The 17,599-nt window shown below is 62.3% G+C and carries 17 protein-coding genes; 14 read left to right on the top strand and 3 right to left on the bottom strand.

Translation table 11 applies throughout. The annotated features are described in order from the left end of the window. The first annotated feature begins 641 nt into the window (after nt 1–641). Both M1D88_RS09015 and M1D88_RS09020 read left to right on the top strand, forming a co-directional pair. On the top strand, nt 642–2,582 hold the full coding sequence (locus M1D88_RS09015; RefSeq protein WP_458114171.1) for a BCCT family transporter: 1,941 nt from the start codon (nt 642–644) through the stop codon (nt 2,580–2,582). An 84-nt stretch (nt 2,583–2,666) separates the two neighbouring features. After that, entirely contained in the window at nt 2,667–2,867 is a 201-nt protein-coding gene (locus M1D88_RS09020) for a hypothetical protein (protein WP_458114172.1), read from the top strand. 17 nt (nt 2,868–2,884) lie between these two features. On the opposite strand, the gene aztA is transcribed toward M1D88_RS09020, so the two are convergent. Next, nucleotides 2,885–3,589 carry a zinc ABC transporter ATP-binding protein AztA gene (gene aztA, locus M1D88_RS09025; RefSeq protein ID WP_458114173.1) on the bottom strand — a complete coding sequence of 235 codons (705 nt, stop codon included), beginning with the start codon at nt 3,587–3,589 and terminating at the stop codon, nt 2,885–2,887. Nucleotides 3,590–3,645: 56 nt separating this feature from the next. Between aztA and aztB the strand changes: the two genes are divergently transcribed. The 5 genes from aztB (at nt 3,646) to M1D88_RS09050 (ending at nt 9,177) form a co-directional block, all read left to right on the top strand. Continuing rightward, nucleotides 3,646–4,584, top strand: coding sequence for a zinc ABC transporter permease AztB (gene aztB / locus M1D88_RS09030; RefSeq protein ID WP_458114174.1), 939 nt, complete (start codon nt 3,646–3,648; stop codon nt 4,582–4,584). Beyond that, the gene (locus tag M1D88_RS09035) at nt 4,565–5,785 is read left to right on the top strand and encodes a hypothetical protein (RefSeq protein ID WP_458114175.1); all 1,221 of its coding nucleotides are present in this window, start codon (nt 4,565–4,567) and stop codon (nt 5,783–5,785) included. The genes aztB and M1D88_RS09035 overlap by 20 nt, the downstream gene beginning before the upstream one ends. After that, nucleotides 5,782–6,699, top strand: coding sequence for a zinc ABC transporter substrate-binding protein AztC (aztC, locus tag M1D88_RS09040; protein ID WP_458114176.1), 918 nt, complete (start codon nt 5,782–5,784; stop codon nt 6,697–6,699). Before M1D88_RS09035 ends, aztC begins: the two co-directional genes overlap by 4 nt. Before the next feature lie 40 nt (nt 6,700–6,739). Beyond that, on the top strand, nt 6,740–7,960 hold the full coding sequence (gene aztD, locus M1D88_RS09045) for a zinc metallochaperone AztD (protein ID WP_458114177.1): 1,221 nt from the start codon (nt 6,740–6,742) through the stop codon (nt 7,958–7,960). A 146-nt stretch (nt 7,961–8,106) separates the two neighbouring features. Then, a complete protein-coding gene (locus tag M1D88_RS09050) occupies nt 8,107–9,177 on the top strand; it encodes a DNA polymerase IV (protein WP_458114178.1) in 1,071 nt (356 codons plus the stop codon). A gap of 201 nt (nt 9,178–9,378) precedes the next feature. Here M1D88_RS09050 and M1D88_RS09055 read toward each other — a convergent pair whose 3' ends face one another. Both M1D88_RS09055 and M1D88_RS09060 read right to left on the bottom strand, forming a co-directional pair. Beyond that, nucleotides 9,379–9,726: a cupin domain-containing protein gene (locus M1D88_RS09055; RefSeq protein WP_458114179.1), complete on the bottom strand. Its 348-nt coding sequence runs from the start codon at nt 9,724–9,726 to the stop codon at nt 9,379–9,381. Nucleotides 9,727–10,416: 690 nt separating this feature from the next. After that, the gene (locus M1D88_RS09060) at nt 10,417–10,575 is read right to left on the bottom strand and encodes a hypothetical protein (protein WP_458114180.1); all 159 of its coding nucleotides are present in this window, start codon (nt 10,573–10,575) and stop codon (nt 10,417–10,419) included. Nucleotides 10,576–10,738: 163 nt separating this feature from the next. Here M1D88_RS09060 and M1D88_RS09065 point away from each other — a divergent pair, with 163 nt between their 5' ends. The 7 genes from M1D88_RS09065 (at nt 10,739) to M1D88_RS09095 (ending at nt 17,562) form a co-directional block, all read left to right on the top strand. After that, complete coding sequence (locus tag M1D88_RS09065; protein WP_458114181.1) at nt 10,739–11,434, top strand: haloacid dehalogenase type II; 696 nt, start codon at nt 10,739–10,741, stop codon at nt 11,432–11,434. Nucleotides 11,435–11,449: 15 nt separating this feature from the next. Further along, nucleotides 11,450–11,935 carry a RidA family protein gene (locus M1D88_RS09070; protein WP_458114182.1) on the top strand — a complete coding sequence of 162 codons (486 nt, stop codon included), beginning with the start codon at nt 11,450–11,452 and terminating at the stop codon, nt 11,933–11,935. 134 nt (nt 11,936–12,069) lie between these two features. Further along, the gene (locus M1D88_RS09075; protein ID WP_458114183.1) at nt 12,070–13,176 is read left to right on the top strand and encodes an alanine racemase; all 1,107 of its coding nucleotides are present in this window, start codon (nt 12,070–12,072) and stop codon (nt 13,174–13,176) included. 36 nt (nt 13,177–13,212) lie between these two features. Then, nucleotides 13,213–13,947 carry an SDR family NAD(P)-dependent oxidoreductase gene (locus M1D88_RS09080; RefSeq protein ID WP_458114184.1) on the top strand — a complete coding sequence of 245 codons (735 nt, stop codon included), beginning with the start codon at nt 13,213–13,215 and terminating at the stop codon, nt 13,945–13,947. A gap of 36 nt (nt 13,948–13,983) precedes the next feature. Next, nucleotides 13,984–15,387: an NAD(P)/FAD-dependent oxidoreductase gene (locus M1D88_RS09085; RefSeq protein WP_458114185.1), complete on the top strand. Its 1,404-nt coding sequence runs from the start codon at nt 13,984–13,986 to the stop codon at nt 15,385–15,387. Between the two features lie 43 nt (nt 15,388–15,430). Beyond that, the gene (locus M1D88_RS09090; protein WP_458114186.1) at nt 15,431–16,363 is read left to right on the top strand and encodes an ABC transporter substrate-binding protein; all 933 of its coding nucleotides are present in this window, start codon (nt 15,431–15,433) and stop codon (nt 16,361–16,363) included. A 65-nt stretch (nt 16,364–16,428) separates the two neighbouring features. Further along, a complete protein-coding gene (locus tag M1D88_RS09095) occupies nt 16,429–17,562 on the top strand; it encodes an FAD-dependent oxidoreductase (RefSeq protein WP_458114187.1) in 1,134 nt (377 codons plus the stop codon). Nucleotides 17,563–17,599: the final 37 nt, after the last annotated feature.

A 17,599-nucleotide genomic window follows, 5' to 3' on the forward strand; every position in this document is an offset into this window, starting at 1 on the left:
GCACCCTGGCGGCGTTGAAGTCCTGCTGGTTGATGCGCTGGAGGAGCTCCGCTGAGGTGGCCGCAAAGCTCAAGACCCCGCGGGCGGCCCTTGCTACCGACAGGTCGGCCAAGGAAGCTCCCACGACCGCTGGTGTCTCTACAGAGTGACCCTTCCAAAGTCATCTCGATTGCTCATTGCGCAACAGCTATCAGCATCTGCAACACGGGACGTAGGGCCACGCTTACTGTCAAGGGTGGTTTGGAGGCTCAGAAATATCTTGACATTGAGTGTGACGAGGCGCACGCTGTTGCTTAGCGCGAATTCTGTTGTCCCATGCGGAACGTTATAGAGGTTCCCCCTGCAGCATTCGCTATCTGTTCCCCGACCCTGGAAAGGTGCAACGTGCACAAGCCCTGCCCGCTCAGTGAACTCGCTCCAGGGTTGGCACTTCGGCTTGGCACGGCTCCGCCGATTGCCCGCAAACCGGAAAATCAATGCCCCACCAGCCAAACTGCCCGTCCGGTCCCATGAGGTCAAAGTCACAAACGGCGACATCATGATCACCGAATCCACGGAACCCCCAACCTTCCTGCCGGACTGACGGTCAACGGTCACCTCTAAAACACGCAGTCCATGACTCCCAAGCAAAGGACCAAATCATGGCTATAAACAGCGACACAAAACCCCCCAAGAAACCTCCCGTCAGCGAAGCTGACGCGGATAGGCTAAGAATCGAGGAACTGGCTTCAGAGGACGGTATCGACGCAGTCGTGCTCATCCCTGAGGATGGAACTGCCAGCACTTTGCCGGATTCAGAAGAATACGACCAGATCCTGGAAGAGCTTCGCAATGCCAAAACCGAGCAGGCCGTTTCGGCACGCCGGAAGACGAAACTCACCCTGGACAAAGTCACCTTTGGGATCACAGGCGCCATTGCCGTCGCCTTCGTGATCTGGGGATTCGTTGGCCGGGACAGCCTCTCAGCCTCCTCGACGAGCGCCCTGGGTTGGGTTATGGAGTACACCGGATGGCTCTTTATGGTCCTGGCCTCCCTCTTCGTCATCTTTGTGCTGTGGCTGGCCTTGGGCAAGTTCGGCAACATCCCGCTGGGCAAGGACGGCGAGAAGCCCGAATTCCGCACCGTCTCCTGGGTGGCCATGATGTTCGCCGCCGGCATGGGCATCGGCCTGATGTTCTACGGCGTGGCCGAGCCTCTCTACCACTACGTTTCCCCGCCGCCGGGAACCGTTGACGGCAGCACCCCGGCTGCCATCCAGACTGCAATGGCCACGTCAATCTTCCACTGGACCCTGCACCCGTGGGCCATGTACGCAGTGGTGGGTATAGCCATGGCCTACGGAACCTACCGGCTGGGGCGCAAACAGCTGATCTCCGCTGCCTTCACGTCCCTTTTTGGCATCCGCGTAGTTGAAGGTCCTGTCGGCAAATTCATCAATATCCTTGCCATTTTCGCCACGCTCTTCGGCACGGCGGCATCGCTGGGCCTTGGCGCCTTGCAAATCGGCAGCGGCATGACGTCCAACGGTTGGGTGGGGGAAATCGGCACTCCGGTGCTCGTGGCCATCGTGGCCGTCCTGACAACCTGTTTCGTCGCCTCCGCCGTTTCCGGCATCAGCCGCGGAATCCAGTGGCTCTCCAATATCAACATGGTCCTGGCCGTGATCCTGGCCCTGATCGTCTTCGTTGCAGGACCCACCCTTTTCATTCTCAACCTGATCCCCGCAGCAGTCGGCGACTACGCGAGGGACCTCGCCGAAATGTCCTCCCGGACCGAAGCGGTGGGCGACGAGGCGCTGCGCAGCTGGATGTCTGGCTGGACCATCTTCTACTGGGCCTGGTGGGTCTCCTGGACACCCTTCGTGGGCATGTTCATCGCCCGGATCAGCCGCGGGCGCACCATCCGTCAGTTTGTCACCGGCGTGCTGCTGGTGCCCAGCGTCGTCAGTGTGATCTGGTTCGGCATCTTCGGCGGCACCGCCTTCCATGTGCAGCAGGAAGCCGATAAGGCCGGCACGCCCGGCCTGGTCACCATGGTCGACGGCGTCCCGTCCGTTAGCTTCGACGGCGCCCTTTTCGATCTGGTCAAGAACCTGGGCATGCCGGCCTGGGCTGTCGCGGCAGTCATCGTCCTGGCAATGGTCCTGGTAGGGATCTTCTTTATCACCGGCGCAGACGCGGCCTCCATCGTGATGGGATCGCTCAGCTCCAACGGCGCCGAGGAACCCCGCCGCGGAGTGGTCATTTTCTGGGGCACCCTCACCGGGGCCGTCGCCGCCGTCATGCTCCTGGCGGGCGGAGACGTGCCCTCCGAGGCCCTGTCCGGCCTCCAACGCATCACCATCGTCGCCGCCCTTCCCTTCGTGGTGGTGATGCTGCTGCTGTGCTTTGCCCTCGTCAAGGACCTCCGCCGCGACCCGCTGGCGCTGCGGCAACGTCTGGCCACCAATGTGATGGAACGTGCGATCCGTACGGGCGTGGAGCAACACGGCCATGTCCAGTTCGACCTCGTTACCAGGCATGAACACCACGACGGTTGTTCGGACGGGACACCCTGCCCGGGGAACGACAGAACCAACTAGATACGGCGGCCGAAGATCCTGGCCCTCCGGTGTCAGGATCTTCGGCCTCCCCTTGTCCTCTTGCCTTTAGAAGAACGGAAGCAAATGCACGACTCCCAGCAAAAAGAAAAGGTCCTTCGCATATCAGGTGAAGGCAACACCTCGTTTACCGTCAGCCTCGAAGATGCGGAACCCGTTACAGTCCGGCTGGAAATCGACGCCAAGTGCGGCTGCCAGGGGGACGGCCGCGCAGTTAGCCGCCCCGGGTCATACATCGATACCGAGGTGCCCGGCCAAAAGAATTAGCCACCCATCCCCCTGTCTTATCCAGGCGCCCCGCAGGCAATCCTGCGGGGCGCCTGCGCGTCCAATCCCGGCGTCCGCGGCTTCTGCCGGGTATCGGAGTTGACTCGTCCCCGATCGAGGGTGATGACTCTGCCCGCGCGTTCGATATCCCTCAAGTCATGGGATGACTCAATGACGGTCACACCGCGCCGTAATTCTTCATCAATCGCTGTTCTGATCAGTTGGTATGCTGCCCGGTCCAGGCCAGTCGTGGGCTCGTCCAGGATGAGGACGTCCGATTCCTGCGCCAGCCCTTGTGCGACGAGCGTCCGCTGGTGCTGACCGCCTGAGAGTTCGCTGAGCTGACGGTTGGCAAGGTCCGCGATCCCCATTCTCTTCATCGCCGTTGCGACCACCTGCCGGTCCAGGGCCCGCAGTGGCAGTAATCCGCGCCGGTGCGGCCATCTGCCCATTTCCACTGCCTGGCGGACAGTGCAGGGCATGGATTCAGGTGTCCGCGCCTGCTGGATGACGAAAGCGGCCCGTTGTGTGGTGGTGACGGATACTGTTCCCTGTGTCGGCCGCAGCACCCCCGCCGTGAGCGCGAGCAGTGTTGACTTCCCGGATCCGTTCTGCCCCGTCAGCACGGTGTGGGTTGACGGTTCGAAGCCAAGCGACACGTCGGCTAAAGCCTGCCTGTCCGGGTAGGCAAATCCAGCGTTCCTGAAGATCACCGAAGACATTTCGTCTCTTTTCTTATTGCGAATAAGTCTCATTAGCTAGTGTACGATGAGCGACGATGGAATGGTTATTTGATCCCCTGAGCGCTTCATTTGTACAACGCGCCGTGCTCGGCGGCGCCCTGGTCGCGGTCGTCTGCGCCGTCGTCGGAACCTGGGTGGTAGTACGGGGAATGGCCTTCCTTGGCGACGCGATGTCGCACGGGCTGCTGCCCGGCATCGCCATCGCGTCACTGCTGGGCGGCAACCTCATCCTTGGTGCAGCCTTGAGCGCGGCGGCAACGGCGGCCGGGGTCTCCGCCATCACCCGGAACCGCAAGGTCTCCCAGGACACCGCCATCGGATTGTTGTTCGTGGTGATGTTGTCGCTCGGGGTAATCATCGTGTCGGCCTCGGGCTCATTCGCTGTGGATCTCACCGGCACCCTCTTTGGCGACGTCCTCGCCGTTGGAACCACGGACATTATGGTGCTGTCGGTCGTTGGGATCTTCGTCCTGGCAGCGGCTGCTGTCTTCCACCGCGCGTTCATGGCGGCAGCGTTCAACCAGCAGAAGGCGGCAACCCTTGGGCTGCGGCCCCGGCTCGCCCACTTCGTGTTGTTGTGCCTGATCACCCTCGCCGTGGCCGCGTCATTCCAGGTCGTAGGAACACTCCTGGTCTTTGGCCTGCTCATCGCTCCGCCCGCGGCTGCCCTGGTGTGGGCAAAGACGATCCGGACGGTCATGATCCTTGGCTCCGTGATCGGCGTCGCCAGCGTGGTCGCCGGTCTCTGGATCTCCTGGTACGCATCAACCGCCGCCGGCGCAACCATTGCCCTCGTTGCGGCCCTGTCCTACTTCGTTTCCGCCCTCGCCCGATCCGCGGTCCGCAAGGATGCCACGATCCCCCGCGCCACCGTCCGTAAAGACGTCCTGCCGGCACCCGCAGACGCTTCCCCCCTCACCCCCGTATCAGAGCCAGAATTGGAGCCCCTTTCCAGTGCACCGCACCACCCGTAAACTCTCTTCCCTTCTGCTTGGCCTCCCGATGCTGCTTTCTGCCTGCGCGGGTAACAGCCCAGGCAACCAGACCGCTCCTACAACCGACGCTACGCCCCACGGCTATATCGCAGGGGCACAGGAGAACAGCGAGCCGCAGACCGGCCTGCTTACCTTCGACCGGGAAACCGGGCAATCGCAACTGCTCTCCCTCCTTACTGAAAAGACGGTCGACGCCGGGACGTTCGGCGCCATCGACGCCGTCCAGCAGGATGGCCGTTACGCGCTGGTCACTACGTCAGACGCCGTCAAGGTGTTCGATACCGGTGCGTGGACGGTGGACCACGGTGACCACATGCACTACTACAGCTCCGAGCCCCGTCAGGTGGGCAACATCACCGTTCCGGATCCTGGTGTTGTGGCCGGAGACGGCATTTCCCTGGCGGTGTTCTCCGAATCCGGTGGCTACGCTTCCATCTACGAGCACAAGGACCTGGACTCTGGCGTTGTCGTCGAAGCTGCGCGTATCACCACCACGGCTCACAAGGGCTTTGTGATCCCCTACGAAGGGCACTTTGTCGCCAGCATTGCAGGCGAGGGCACCGCTGCCGGCGCAGTGGAGGTCCGCGACGCCAAGAACAACGTGGTGCTCGGCGAACAGCAGTGCGCCGGTTCATTAGCGCATGCCACTACCCGGGTTGGCGTGGTGCTGGCATGCAAGGATGGTGCCCTGCTCATCACCGAGGACGACGGCAAGTTCGAGGCGGAGAAGATCGTGTACCCTGCCGACGCAGCCGGCATTCCCCCCGCAACACGTCTTGCTCACCGACCGGGCTCCAACGAACTCGCCGCGTTTGCAGGCGACGGCGGCGTCTGGCACCTGAACGTGTCACAACGTACCTGGAAATACCTGAAGACTCCCCTTCCGGTGGTCGCTGCCTCAGCCGTGGGCGACACCAAACGCGTGCTGGCCCTCGGCGTCGACGGTTCTCTGATGACCATCAATCCGTCCTCCGGAGAAGTGACCGCCCAAGCGGCAATGCTCAAACCCCTTTCGGCACAAGAAGGCACCATCCCGCAGCTCCATATTGACGCCGCCCGGGCCTACCTCAGCGACCCTGCCGGTTCAACAGTCCGCGAAATCGACTACGCGGACGGGCTCCGGGTCGCCCGGACCTTCAACGTTCCCGCCGCCGACGTCGTACTGGAGACGGGACTGTGAAGCGCGGCACAGCAGCCAGGGCGGCCGCGGCCCTTCTGGCGCTTGGCCTCGCGCTGAGCGGGTGTTCGGCAGCAACGGCAGAGCGGCCCGCCGTCGTCGTCACTACCAATATCCTGGGCGACATAACCCGCAACCTGGTGGGAGACCAGGCGGAGGTCGTGGTGTTGATGGAATCTAATGCCGATCCGCACTCCTTCGGCATCTCAGCTCAGCAGGCCGCCGTCATCGAGAACGCCGATCTTGTCATCCACAACGGCGCAGGCCTGGAGGAGGGGGTCCTCAACCACGTGGAGGCCGCCGCGGCAGAAGGCGTCCCCACGCTGGCCACCATGGACGCCGTCGAACCTCTGAATTTCACCCACGATGACGGTGACAGCGCTGCAGACCCCCATTTTTGGACGGACCCGTCCCGGGTGGCGCTGGCCACTGAGGCAATCGCGGACAGCATCGTGGAGCACGTGGACGGAGTTGACGGCGCGGCTGTGCGCTCCCAGACGGCCAGCTATGCCGCAGAGCTGGACAAGCTTGAGGCTTCAATGGAAGAAAGTTTCGCCAGCATAGATCCCGGCAAGCGCAAGCTCATCACCAACCACCACGTCTTCGGCTATCTGGCACAGCGATTCGGTTTCGATGTCATCGGAGCGGTCATCCCTAGCGGAACCACCTTGGCCTCCCCCAGTTCGGCTGATCTCAACGACCTCACCGGCAAGATCCGCGAAGCAGGCGTGGTTGCAATCTTCGCAGATTCCTCCCAACCGGAACGCCTGGCGAAAGTGCTCGCCGCGGAAGCTGGACAGGACATCACCGTGGTCCCACTCTTCACTGAATCTCTGGGAATAGAAGGATCCGGTGCACACACCTATCTCGAAATGATGCGGTCCAACACTGAGCGCATCACCAAAGCATTGTCTTGAGTGATCACTCGTCAACCCATAGGAAAAGGAAAAAACACGCATGCATTACCGCACTACACCCGCCCGCCTAGTAACAGCCCTGGCCGTCACAGGCTTGCTGCTCACAGGCTGCGGAGCTAACGCCACCCCGGCCGGGAGCAGCACCACGAGCCCGTCAGCCAGCGCGTCCACTGTTGCCGATGCGGTCGCCCGCCTCGTAACCACCTACGAAGGCGGTGTTAAAGTCCTCGACGGGAAGACGTTCGAGGTCCTCGGCGACTTTCCGATGGACGGCTTCAACCGTGTAAACGCTGCAGGAGACGGCCGCCACGTCATCATCGCCACCACCGAGGGATTCAAGGTGCTGGATACCGGTGCGTGGAGCGAGGGCGACAAGCACTATGCCCAAGCCCCGGCCATGACGGACATCAACTTCCCCGCTAGCAAGCCGGGGCACGTGGTCCGCCACGATGGCAAGACCATCCTCTTCAGCGATGGAACTGGAGAGGTGACCATTTTCGAATCGAGCAGCCTAGCCAACGGGCAGCCGAAGACGGAGATCCACAAGGCCGCGGAAGCCCACCACGGTGTCGCCGTCGAACTCTCCAACGGTGAACTGGTCCTCACCCTGGGCAATGAGAAAGAACGCCCGGGCATCGTTGTCTTCGACAAGGACGGCAAGGAAATCGCCAGGAACGAGAACTGCCCGGGCGTGCACGGCGAAGCCGCGGCCTCCGGAGAAGCGGTGGTCATCGGTTGCCAGACGGGGGTCCTGATTTACTTGAAGGGCGAGATCACCAAACTGGAAAGCCCCACCAAGTACGGCCGCATCGGTAACCAGGCTGGCTCCGAGGAATCCGCGGTGACTCTGGGCGACTACAAGCAGGAGAAGGATGCCGAACTTGAGCGCCCAGAGCAGATTTCACTGATCAACACCAAGACCAAGGAACTCACTCTGGTGGACCTGGGAACCAGCTACAGCTTCCGCTCACTGGCCCGCGGACCGCACGGTGAAGGTCTGGTGCTCGGCACAGACGGCGCCCTCCACGTCATCGATCCGAAGACAGCAGCGGTAACCAAGACCATCCCGGTGGTTGCGCCTTGGGAAGAGCCTCTGAAGTGGCAGGATCCCCGGCCGACGGTTTTCGTGAATGAGCACACAGCCTTCATCACGGAACCGTCCAAAAATACTATCCATGCTGTGGATATCGAGTCAGGGAAGATCACCGGTTCGGGCACCCTGAAAGAGACGCCTAACGAACTCACGGGCGTCACCGGATAGCTCACTTTCCTTCAGCGTCGATTGCTGAGTAGGTGCCCTTTTGGAGGTTCAAAAGGGCGTCTGCTCAGCAATCAATGGCTTCCGAATCGAAGAGGGACTGCAGATAAACGGTGGTGCGGAGCGCCCTCCCGGGGCAGACTGGGGCTGTGATCGAACCATGGGTGCTGCATGTGGACCTTGACCAGTTCATAGCAGCTGTCGAAGTGCTGCGTCGGCCCGAGCTTGCCGGGAAGGCAGTGATCGTTGGCGGCCGCGGTGATCCGACGGAACGGGCGGTAGTCTCGACGGCGTCCTACGAAGCAAGGAAGTACGGCGTCGGCTCGGGAATGCCGCTGCGCATCGCAGCACGAAAAGTGCCCGACGCCGTCATCCTGCCCGTGGACGCTGATGCTTACCTCGCTGTGTCCGAAAAAGTCATGTCGGTGCTCCACTCGCAACCGGGCGCCACGGTCCAGGTGCTCGGCTGGGATGAAGCTTTCGTTGGGGTGCTGACGGAGAATCCCGAGGCGTACGCCCGGCGATTGCAGCAGGCGGTCCTTGAGGAGACCCGGTTGCACTGCAGCGTGGGCATCGGTGACACTCTGGTCCGTGCCAAGGTTGCGACGACGTTCGGCAAGCCAGCCGGCGTCTTCCGGCTCACGCATGCTAACTGGCTCGAGGTCATGGGGAGCCGGCCGACGATCGAGCTGTGGGGCGTGGGTACGAAGGTGTCGCGTCGCCTTGCCACGCTCGGCATCGAGACGGTTGCACAGCTTGCAGCGTCCAATCCTGATGACCTTGTCCCCGAGTTCGGTCCGAAGATGGGCCCCTGGTATGCCCAGCTCGGGCGGGGTGACGGCGCACGGACAGTCGATGACACGCCTTGGGTGGCCCGCGGGCACAGCCGCGAAACCACCTTCCAGCGGGATCTGACTGAGTCCGGGCAGATTCACGACGCCGTCAGGGAGTTGGCGGCGCAGGTCCTGGAAGATGTCGCGGCCGAGGGGCGGCCGGTGATCGGGCTGACGCTTAAGGTCCGCTACGCCCCGTTCCTCACCAAGACGTACGGCCGGAGGATCCCCCAGACGTCGGACCCGGCAGAAGTGCTCGCACGCACCCTCGACCTCGCGGCGAAGATCGAGCCGGATCGCCCCATCCGGCTCCTGGGGCTGCGGGCCGAAATGCCGATGCCCGAAGACTCACGGCAAGGGCATACCCCTACCCGCAGCGGATGGTGACAGAGCGGCCGCAGATCCCTCAAGGATGCGACGCAATGGCAAATCCGAAAGTGGCCGAGTGATTTGAGAGGTCACCGGCCCGTCCGGGCTGCTGGAGCGCTCAACGACGCGACTCGATCCTGCTACAGTGCCGGAGACGCAGGCGGACCGCACCCTCAATGAGGGTACGGCCCGTTAGCACGGCGTGAGGTTAGACGACGATCAGTCGAAGCCGTGGCAGTAAACCTTGCGGATGGTCTCGGTGACCTCCCAGCGGCCCGTCCAGCCCTTGGGCTGAACCACCACGTCGCCGGCAGACACTTCATAAACGTTGCCGGTGGCGTTGTCGGTGACGGTCACGCGGCCGCTCACAATGTAGCAGAGCTCGGTGTCCTCGCGGGGGGTTATGTCCCAGCCGCCAGGCTGGCACTCCCAGACGCCGGTCTTGACCTCGGTGTCGAACTTCAGGATTGCCGTCTTGGGGTCACCTGAGTCGTAGCCGGCGCGGTAGCCGTTAGGCTCGAGTTCGCCCTGAACCTCAGCGGCAGGGACGTATACGTATGGACGCATGATTTTTCCTTCCAGTGGATCGTGAATTGTTGACAATCCTACTCTATTGGATCAGTACGCGTCTATCGCACTCGCGTTTCGACGCTGGCCCCCGGACATCCCTGCAGTCGACTGCGCGCTTGACCTGGTGCTTGCAGCTGGGATGTACCCGCGTCAAGAGGTCAGTTCGGCGTCCGCGGCATCGAGCATCTGTTCTACCGGCGCGCGTAGCTCGTCGGTCATCCGATCTTCGGCGTGAATGCGAATTCGTCTGCAATTATCCGGGCAGTTTCGAGTGCGGATAAGTTCGTGTTATCTATTTTGAGGTAGTTATTTTTGATGAAAGAACCGCCGTCAGAATTCAGCTTGTATTTCTTGTCGTCTTCCAACAAACGCTTCCTGGAACTTTTTATATCCCGCTTGGATGCCTTGTGTGACAACCTGACTTCCGTTTCGTTCCGGCTCAGCCGCTCCTCCAGATCAGCCTGGAGCTCAACGAAGTAGTGTGCACCTTTGTTGGAAAAGTCTGAAGCCGGTGATTTTCGAAAGCTCGTGGCCCACAGTCATTTTGCCAACTGCAGGGGGTCCGAAATATGACGACAAATTTCACAAATTTTCCTATCGAAGCGGCTTCGTGCACCGGCAGACAGCTTCTTCCAGGTCGGCATGTCCCGCATGTCCGGGGGACGCCGGCCTTGCGCGACTAAAGGTCTAGCGTAATGGTCCGGGGCTGGGCGTCTGGACCTCCGGGAGGACCTGCTGAAGTACTCCCTGCAGGATCAGCGGGTTGACGTGCCACGTGTAGCGCATGATCAAGCCGAGGCCCTGGATGCACCAGTCGGTCACCACGTCCCCGTCGTCGCTGATCATGCTGCCCCTGACGTACTACGTACTACGTACTCCTGCTCCTTCTTCCCCAAAGCGTCACAATGAATCGTTGACACCCCCCAACCAAGCGCGTATCGTCGACAATCGACGCAGTTACCAATGTGCCGTCGACAATCGACGAAACATCAATAATTTGGAGGATGAAATGGCATTCGAATTCGAAACCAAGCCGAAGTTCGTGACGTTCGACATGAACGGAACGCTGATCAAATTCGCTATCAACGATGCGATCCGTAAGGTCCTGGGTAACCGGTTGCCGGCTGAGATCGCCGATGATTACCTGCGGGCCTGCAAGGCGTACCGCATCGATGAGTGCACTGGCGAGTACAAGCCGTTCCACCAGATTGTCGCCGACTCGATGGAACGCGCCTCGCGTCGGCTCGGTCTGGAGTTCCATGCGGCTGACGCACGGGCGGTTTATGAGATTGTCCCCTCTTTTCAGCCGTACCCGCGTGTCACAGAGGCATTGAACCGCCTGGCTGAGGCGGTTCCGCTGGTCATCATCACGAACAGCGACACCGCGCATGCTGTGCAACTTGCAGAGAACCTCAAGGCCCCGTTCGAGGTCATCATCAGCGCCGAGCAGATGGGGATGTACAAGCCGCGGCTCGGTGCGTTTGAGTACATGTTCGACAAGCTTGGTGTGACACCGGATGAGATCGTGCACGTTTCCGCGAGCCCGATGTACGACCACCGCCCCGCGGCCATCATGGACATCAAGAACAAGGTGTATGTCGACCGCGGCTTCGAGCACGACGAGCACTGGCTCGGCTACGAGCGGATCACCGACATCGCCGACCTCCCCGTCCTCTTCGGCCTGCCGCGCCCCGCAGCCTCCTAAGGGAGACCTGTACAGATGAGTTTGCCACTGCCACAAACCGTAAAGGGCCACTGGGCTTCAGATCGTCTCGGGGCCCTGGGCCTGGAGCTGCCCGTCCTCGCTGATAATGCGTACTACGTGGATCACAGGGCTGTGGACTCCAGCATCCATATCTCCGGCCAGCTGCCGTTCAAGGACGGTGTGCTGCTGGGACAGGGCGTTGTGGGCCGGGACGTGGACCTGGAGACGGCGCGAGAGCTCGCGCGCCATTGCGCGCTGAACTGCCTGGCTGCCGCTGTGCAGGCGGTAGGCGATCTGGACCGCGTCCGGATCGTGCAGATGCTGGTCTTCGTGGCCAGTGGGCCGGACTTCGGTCTGCAGTCAAAGGTCGCCAACGCGGCCAGTGAGTTGCTCATCGAGGTCTTGGGCGAGAACGGTCGGCACGCCCGCACTGCGATCGGGGTCGCCGGGCTGCCCCTGAACACGCCGGTAGAGATCCAGATGATCTGCACGGCAGTTTAGTAACAGGCACGACGGCGGCAACGCGCGACGGCGATGTTGTTCGGGACCCGCTGCAGCGGGTCCCGAACAATCAGCATCCGAGGAGGCCAGCACCGCGTTCCTCGATTCATAAACAGAATTACAAGGAGTACAGCGTGAACCGCATTCAATCAGCACTCGAGGCTCTCCTCGAGCGAATCGATAGCCCCTCACCGATCGTGCTGGCGCACGTGATGCAGGAGAACATCGACCGCATGCAGGCCTTCGCCAACGCTCAGAACCTCGACGTCAGGCCGCACGTCAAGACCCACAAGTGCGTCGAAATCGGGCGGCGCCAGGTCAAAGCCGGGGCGGTCGGAATCACCGCAGGCAACGTCGGTGAGGCAGAGGTCTTCGCAGCCGCCGGGTTCGACCACATCTTCATCGCCTACCCGGTCTGGGCCGCCGGAACGAAAGGTCCCCGGATCCGCAAACTCGCCGAAACCACCCGGCTGCGAGTCGGCGCCGATAACGTCGCGGCAATCAACGCCCTCGCCGATGCGATGGGGGACGAGCCAGGGCTGCTGCAGGTCGTGATCGAGGTCGACTGTGGTGCCCGCCGTTCCGGGGCTGCTCCCGAGGCCGCAGGCGATCTCGCCCTGGCCGCGCGAAAGCGCGGCCTGGTGCCGGCCGGGGTCTTTACCTATCCGGGCCATGGGAGCGCCGGTCCGGATGCCCGCAAGCGTGCCGCAAGTGACCAGGATGCCGCGCTCGTGACGGCGGTGCGCAGCCTCACCGCAGCCGGAATCACCCCTGAGGTGGTCAGCGCCGGTTCCACACCCACCGTGGAATTCGCCACCAACAGCGTCATCACCGAGATCCGGCCCGGCGAGTACGTCTTCAACGACTTGAACAACACCAGGCTCGGTGCCTGCACCGCGGATCAGATCGCGCTGTTCGTCGCCGGCACCGTGGTCAGCGACTGGGTCCCCGATCAGGTCATCCTGGACATCGGCACCAAAGCCCTCGGCCGCGAAGGCAACCCCGAGATCGGCTACGGCGGCATTGCCGGCACCAACGCCGTCCTGTCCAGGCTCAACGAATACCACGGCTTCCTCCCCCTGCCCGGCGGAGACTTCCGCCCAAGCGTCGGCACGGTGCTTCCCGTGGTCCCCAACCACGTCTGCCCGGTGGTGGTCAATTTCGAGGAGTACATCGTCACCGACAGCACCGGCACAACCCTGGAACGGTGGCCCGTCGACGCCCGCGGGTTCCTCAACTGACCACCCCGAACTAAACCCCACGAAGGAATGTCTGACATGAGACTTGATAAGACCACCGCCCTGGTCACCGGCGCCAACAGCGGGATCGGGGAAGCAGTGTGTTCCCAATTCCGCAACGAAGGTGCCCGGCTGCTGCTGACCGGCCGCAGGGACCAACTCGACAACGCCCAGCCAGAGGACCTGTACGTCCCGGGAGACCTCAATGACGAGGCCTTTGTCGAAAGCCTTGCACGCCAGGCCGCCGAGTCCTTCGGCACCGTGGACGTCGTCGTCCTCAACCACGGCCTGCAGGTCAGCGGCCCGCTGACAGAGATGGCCTACGAGGATGCGAAGAACGTCCTCCACAGCAACCTGCTCAGCTCGTTCCTGGTGATGAAGCACTTCGCGCCGCTGATGCCCGCCACGGGGGGCTCGTTCGTCCTCGTCAGTTCCCGGTTGGGCATGGTCGGCAAGCCCGATGAAGTCCTGTACTCCGCGGCCAAGGGAGGCCTGATCATGCTGGCGAAGGGCGCCGCGATCGAATGGGCGTCACGCAACATCCGTGTGAACGTCGTCGCACCGGGGCTGACCGCGACGCCGATCATTGAAGCATCGTTCCAGCGCAGGGAGGACCCCGAAGCCTACCGGGCCCAGCGCGAGGGCCAGATCCCGCTCCAGCGCCTGGCCACCCCCGCAGAGATCGCCGACGCCATCCTTTTCATGGCGTCGAAGGAATCGTCCTACATCACCGGAGCGGTCCTGCCCGTCGACGGCGGATACACCGCAGCCTGAACACCACAACCGTTCCCAGACAAATAAGGACAACTCATGACAGCGCTTGCGGCAACACCCCGAAACGGAGAACTCGGCTTTTGGATGGCCGGACTCGCCGACAGCAGGCCAACCTATCCCCACTTCACAGGTCAGGACACTGTAGACCTGGCAATTGTCGGCGGCGGCTACACCGGCCTGTGGGCTGCGTACTTCGCCAAGAAACTCGAACCCTCACTCAAAGTCGCGGTATTTGAGGCAGAACAGATCGGCTACGGCGCCTCCGGACGAAACGGCGGCTGGCTCTCGGCAATGCCCCCAGGAAACCGGGCCACCTTCGCCCGCGCCTCCGGCGGGCTGGACGCCAGCATTGCACTGCAGCAGGAGTTTGTCGCCGGCGTCGATTCCGTCCTGGATATTCTCCGGGCCGAGGGCATTGATGCGGATCAGAACAAGGGCGGCGCGCTCGTCGCAGCCCACACCAAGGCGGGGCTGGGCCGGCTCGTGACCAGGCGTGACACTGACTGGAAGTACGGCCTGACCGAGGACGACGTCCACCTGCTGGACCGGAACGAATTCCAAAGCCAAATCAACATCTCCACCGTCCACGGCGGGCTCTTCTATAAGCATTGCGCGCGGATAAATCCGGCGAAACTTGTCTACGGTCTCGCTGAGACCCTGACCTCGATGGGGGTGAGCATTTACGAAGGCAGCCGGGTAGGCAGCATCGAGAACAAGACCCTCACTGTGAACAACGGGCGGGTGACCGCGGCCAAGACGTTCATCTGCACCGAAGGCTATTCCGGAGAGCTGCTTGGCAGCAGGACCCTGATACCGATCAATTCCTCGATGATCGTGACCAAGCCGCTGTCGGAAGAGGCGTGGCAGCAGATTGGCTGGAACGGGCCGCAGTGCCTTAACGACTCCGCGCACACTTTCATCTATTCGCAGCGGACAGCGGACGGCCGCATCGCCATCGGTGGCCGCGGAGCGCCTTACCGCTACGGCTCAGGCACAGGAGGCGCTGGTTCAACACCCCAGTCCACCATTGACCTGATCTCTACAAAGCTTCGCTCCTTCTTCCCCGGTATCCCCTTCGAAGTGGATCACGCCTGGTCCGGAGTCCTCGGGGTTACCCGTGACTGGAACGGCGGCGTGCACTGGGACCAGGCATCCGGGATCGGATCGTCCACCGGCTACGCAGGACACGGCGTCACCGCAGCCTACGTCGGCGGCAGAACCCTCGCGGAACTGGCCTTCGAACACAAAACGGAACGGACAACACTCCCCTGGGTCGGCTACCGCTCACGGAAGTGGGAACCGGAACCCCTCCGCTGGCTCGGTGTCCACGGCATGTACAGGCTCTTCGGACTTGCTGACCAGTGGGAAGAGCGCAGGGACTCCACCAAGACCTCGCTCCTGGCAAAATTCGGCAGCAGACTCGCCGGACTCCACGAATAACCCACGCACCACCCTTCACCCCCAACCCCTTAGAAGGAACACCATGAAGACTACAAACAAGATCCAGACGGCGGCCGCGGGGCTCGCTGTCATGGTGGCCCTGACTGCCTGTGGCGGCGCAGCCACCGGCACCGGCACGCAGGCAACCGACCTGCCCAAGACACAGAACACCCGTGACATCTCAGAAGGCGTCCAGCCCGACGCCACCGCGGTCGCACTGCTGCCCGAGTCCTTCAAAACCAAGGGCGAAATCACCGTCGCCATGGACCTGAGCTCCCCGCCGATGACCTTCCTGGCGGAAGACAACTCCACCCCGATCGGACTCAACCCCGACCTCGCCCGCCTCGTCGCCAAAAAACTCGGCCTGAAGCTGAAGTTCGAAAACACCGCCTTCGACACCATCATTCCCGGCATCGACGGCGGACGCTACGACTTCACCGCCACCACCATGTCCGCCACCGAAGAACGCCTCAAGGTCCTGGACATGATCAACTACCTCAAGGGCGGCTCCGCCGTCGCCGTAGCCAAGGACAACCCGCTCAAACTGACCAACGACACCCTCTGCGGCAAGAACATCGGCGTGACCAAGGGCTCCACCCAGCAACTCAAACACCTGCCCAACGTCTCCAAATGGACCTGCGAGGAAAAGGGCCAGCCCGCCATCAACGGCATCACCCTGCCCAACGTCCAGGAAGCCCTCACCCAGCTCGACTCCAAGCGCATCGACGGCGTCTTCTACGACGCCAGCGCCCTGGCCTGGGCCAACGAGCAGCAGCCCAACCACTTCCACATCCTCGAACCCCGCATGGACACCCGCACCAACACCAACGTCGCCATGGGCCTCAAAAAGGGATCACCCCTGACCCCAGCCCTGCAGGCAGCCATCCAGTCCGTACTCGAAACCCCCGAATACAAGGAATCCCTGGACTACTGGGGGCTCGGCGAATCAGCCATCACCGAAGCCGCAATCCGCTAATAGCCGTCCATTAAGCAAATAACTACCGAAAGAAGCAAACCCGACATGGAACAGGTGCTCTAAACATGGACGGAAAACTGGCAGTCATCGGACTGGGCAGCATCGGAAGCATGGCACTCTGGCAGGCCTCCCGCCTGTCCGACTCCGTCGTCGGGTTCGAAGCCCAGGTACCTGCTCACGGCCGTAGCGCCGTGGGCGGGGACACGCGGCTCTTCCGGATGATCTACCGTGGATTGCCTGACCTGTACCCCATTCTGGAGCGTTCACGGGATCTGTGGGCTGAACTCGAAGCAGAAACCGGACAGGACATCCTCACACGCTGCGGCGGCCTGTCCATCGGGGCCAAAGACGGGCCCTACCTCTCAGCCCTGCTCGAAACCACAACGGCCAACGGCGCCGAACACGAAGTCCTCAGCCGCGAGGAGATGGCCGAACGCTACCCGCAGCACAACCTCGGCCCGGACGACATCGCCGTCTACGATCCGAACGCAGGGGTCCTGCGCACCGACCGCGCAGTCATCGCTGCCGTCGCTGCTGCCGAGGCCAACGGCGCAACGATCCACACCGACACCCCGATCCACAGCATCAGCGAATCGGCCGACGGCGTCGTTATCACCTCGGGTGATAAGTCCTGGACCTTCGAGAAGGTCATCGTCTCCTCCGGTGGCTGGTCCCAGCACCTCATGCCTGATTATCTAAAGGCGCACACGGAAACGCGCAGGGTTATCCTGACCTGGTTCGTTGCCCGAGACGGAGCAGAGTTCAGCCCGGAAAGGTTCCCTACTTTCAGCCGGATCTCCGGGGACCGCGCCATGTACGGGGCACCCGCCGTCGACGGCGTCACAGTCAAAGCAACCTTGGACGGCCGCGGCAGACCAACCCCTCTCGCTGACGCAGTACCCAGGGATCTGACCCTCGCAGAAATCACGGAGACCACCGAAACGATTTCGGACTTCCTCCCCGGTCTCAACCCGACGATCGTCCGCTCCGATGCCTTCCCGGAACTCTACACCGAGGACCGGAACCCACTGTTGGGATGGTTCGGTGAATCAACCAGGATGTACGGCGCCACAGGTTTCTCCGGCGGAGGGTTCAAAAATGCCACCGGCTACGGTCACATTGCCGCCTATGAAGCACTCGGCAAGGGGACGGTCGAGGGTCTGGATTTCGTCAGGCCCGGACGCTTCAAGACGAGCTAGGCCAACCTGCAGCCACAACGAGCTGCCGTATGAAGAA

This window comes from Arthrobacter sp. R1-13, assembly GCF_054161475.1.

Excerpts from the sequence above, each read along its gene's own strand:
- M1D88_RS09015 (WP_458114171.1), top strand. The coding sequence starts at position 642 with ATGGCTATAAACAGCGACACAAAACCCCCCAAGAAACCTCCCGTCAGC.
- M1D88_RS09020 (WP_458114172.1), top strand. The coding sequence starts at position 2,667 with ATGCACGACTCCCAGCAAAAAGAAAAGGTCCTTCGCATATCAGGTGAA.
- aztA (WP_458114173.1), bottom strand. The coding sequence starts at position 3,589 with ATGTCTTCGGTGATCTTCAGGAACGCTGGATTTGCCTACCCGGACAGG.
- aztB (WP_458114174.1), top strand. The coding sequence starts at position 3,646 with ATGGAATGGTTATTTGATCCCCTGAGCGCTTCATTTGTACAACGCGCC.
- aztD (WP_458114177.1), top strand. The coding sequence starts at position 6,740 with ATGCATTACCGCACTACACCCGCCCGCCTAGTAACAGCCCTGGCCGTC.
- M1D88_RS09055 (WP_458114179.1), bottom strand. The coding sequence starts at position 9,726 with ATGCGTCCATACGTATACGTCCCTGCCGCTGAGGTTCAGGGCGAACTC.
- M1D88_RS09060 (WP_458114180.1), bottom strand. The coding sequence starts at position 10,575 with ATGATCAGCGACGACGGGGACGTGGTGACCGACTGGTGCATCCAGGGC.
- M1D88_RS09065 (WP_458114181.1), top strand. The coding sequence starts at position 10,739 with ATGGCATTCGAATTCGAAACCAAGCCGAAGTTCGTGACGTTCGACATG.
- M1D88_RS09070 (WP_458114182.1), top strand. The coding sequence starts at position 11,450 with ATGAGTTTGCCACTGCCACAAACCGTAAAGGGCCACTGGGCTTCAGAT.
- M1D88_RS09080 (WP_458114184.1), top strand. The coding sequence starts at position 13,213 with ATGAGACTTGATAAGACCACCGCCCTGGTCACCGGCGCCAACAGCGGG.
- M1D88_RS09085 (WP_458114185.1), top strand. The coding sequence starts at position 13,984 with ATGACAGCGCTTGCGGCAACACCCCGAAACGGAGAACTCGGCTTTTGG.
- M1D88_RS09090 (WP_458114186.1), top strand. The coding sequence starts at position 15,431 with ATGAAGACTACAAACAAGATCCAGACGGCGGCCGCGGGGCTCGCTGTC.
- M1D88_RS09095 (WP_458114187.1), top strand. The coding sequence starts at position 16,429 with ATGGACGGAAAACTGGCAGTCATCGGACTGGGCAGCATCGGAAGCATG.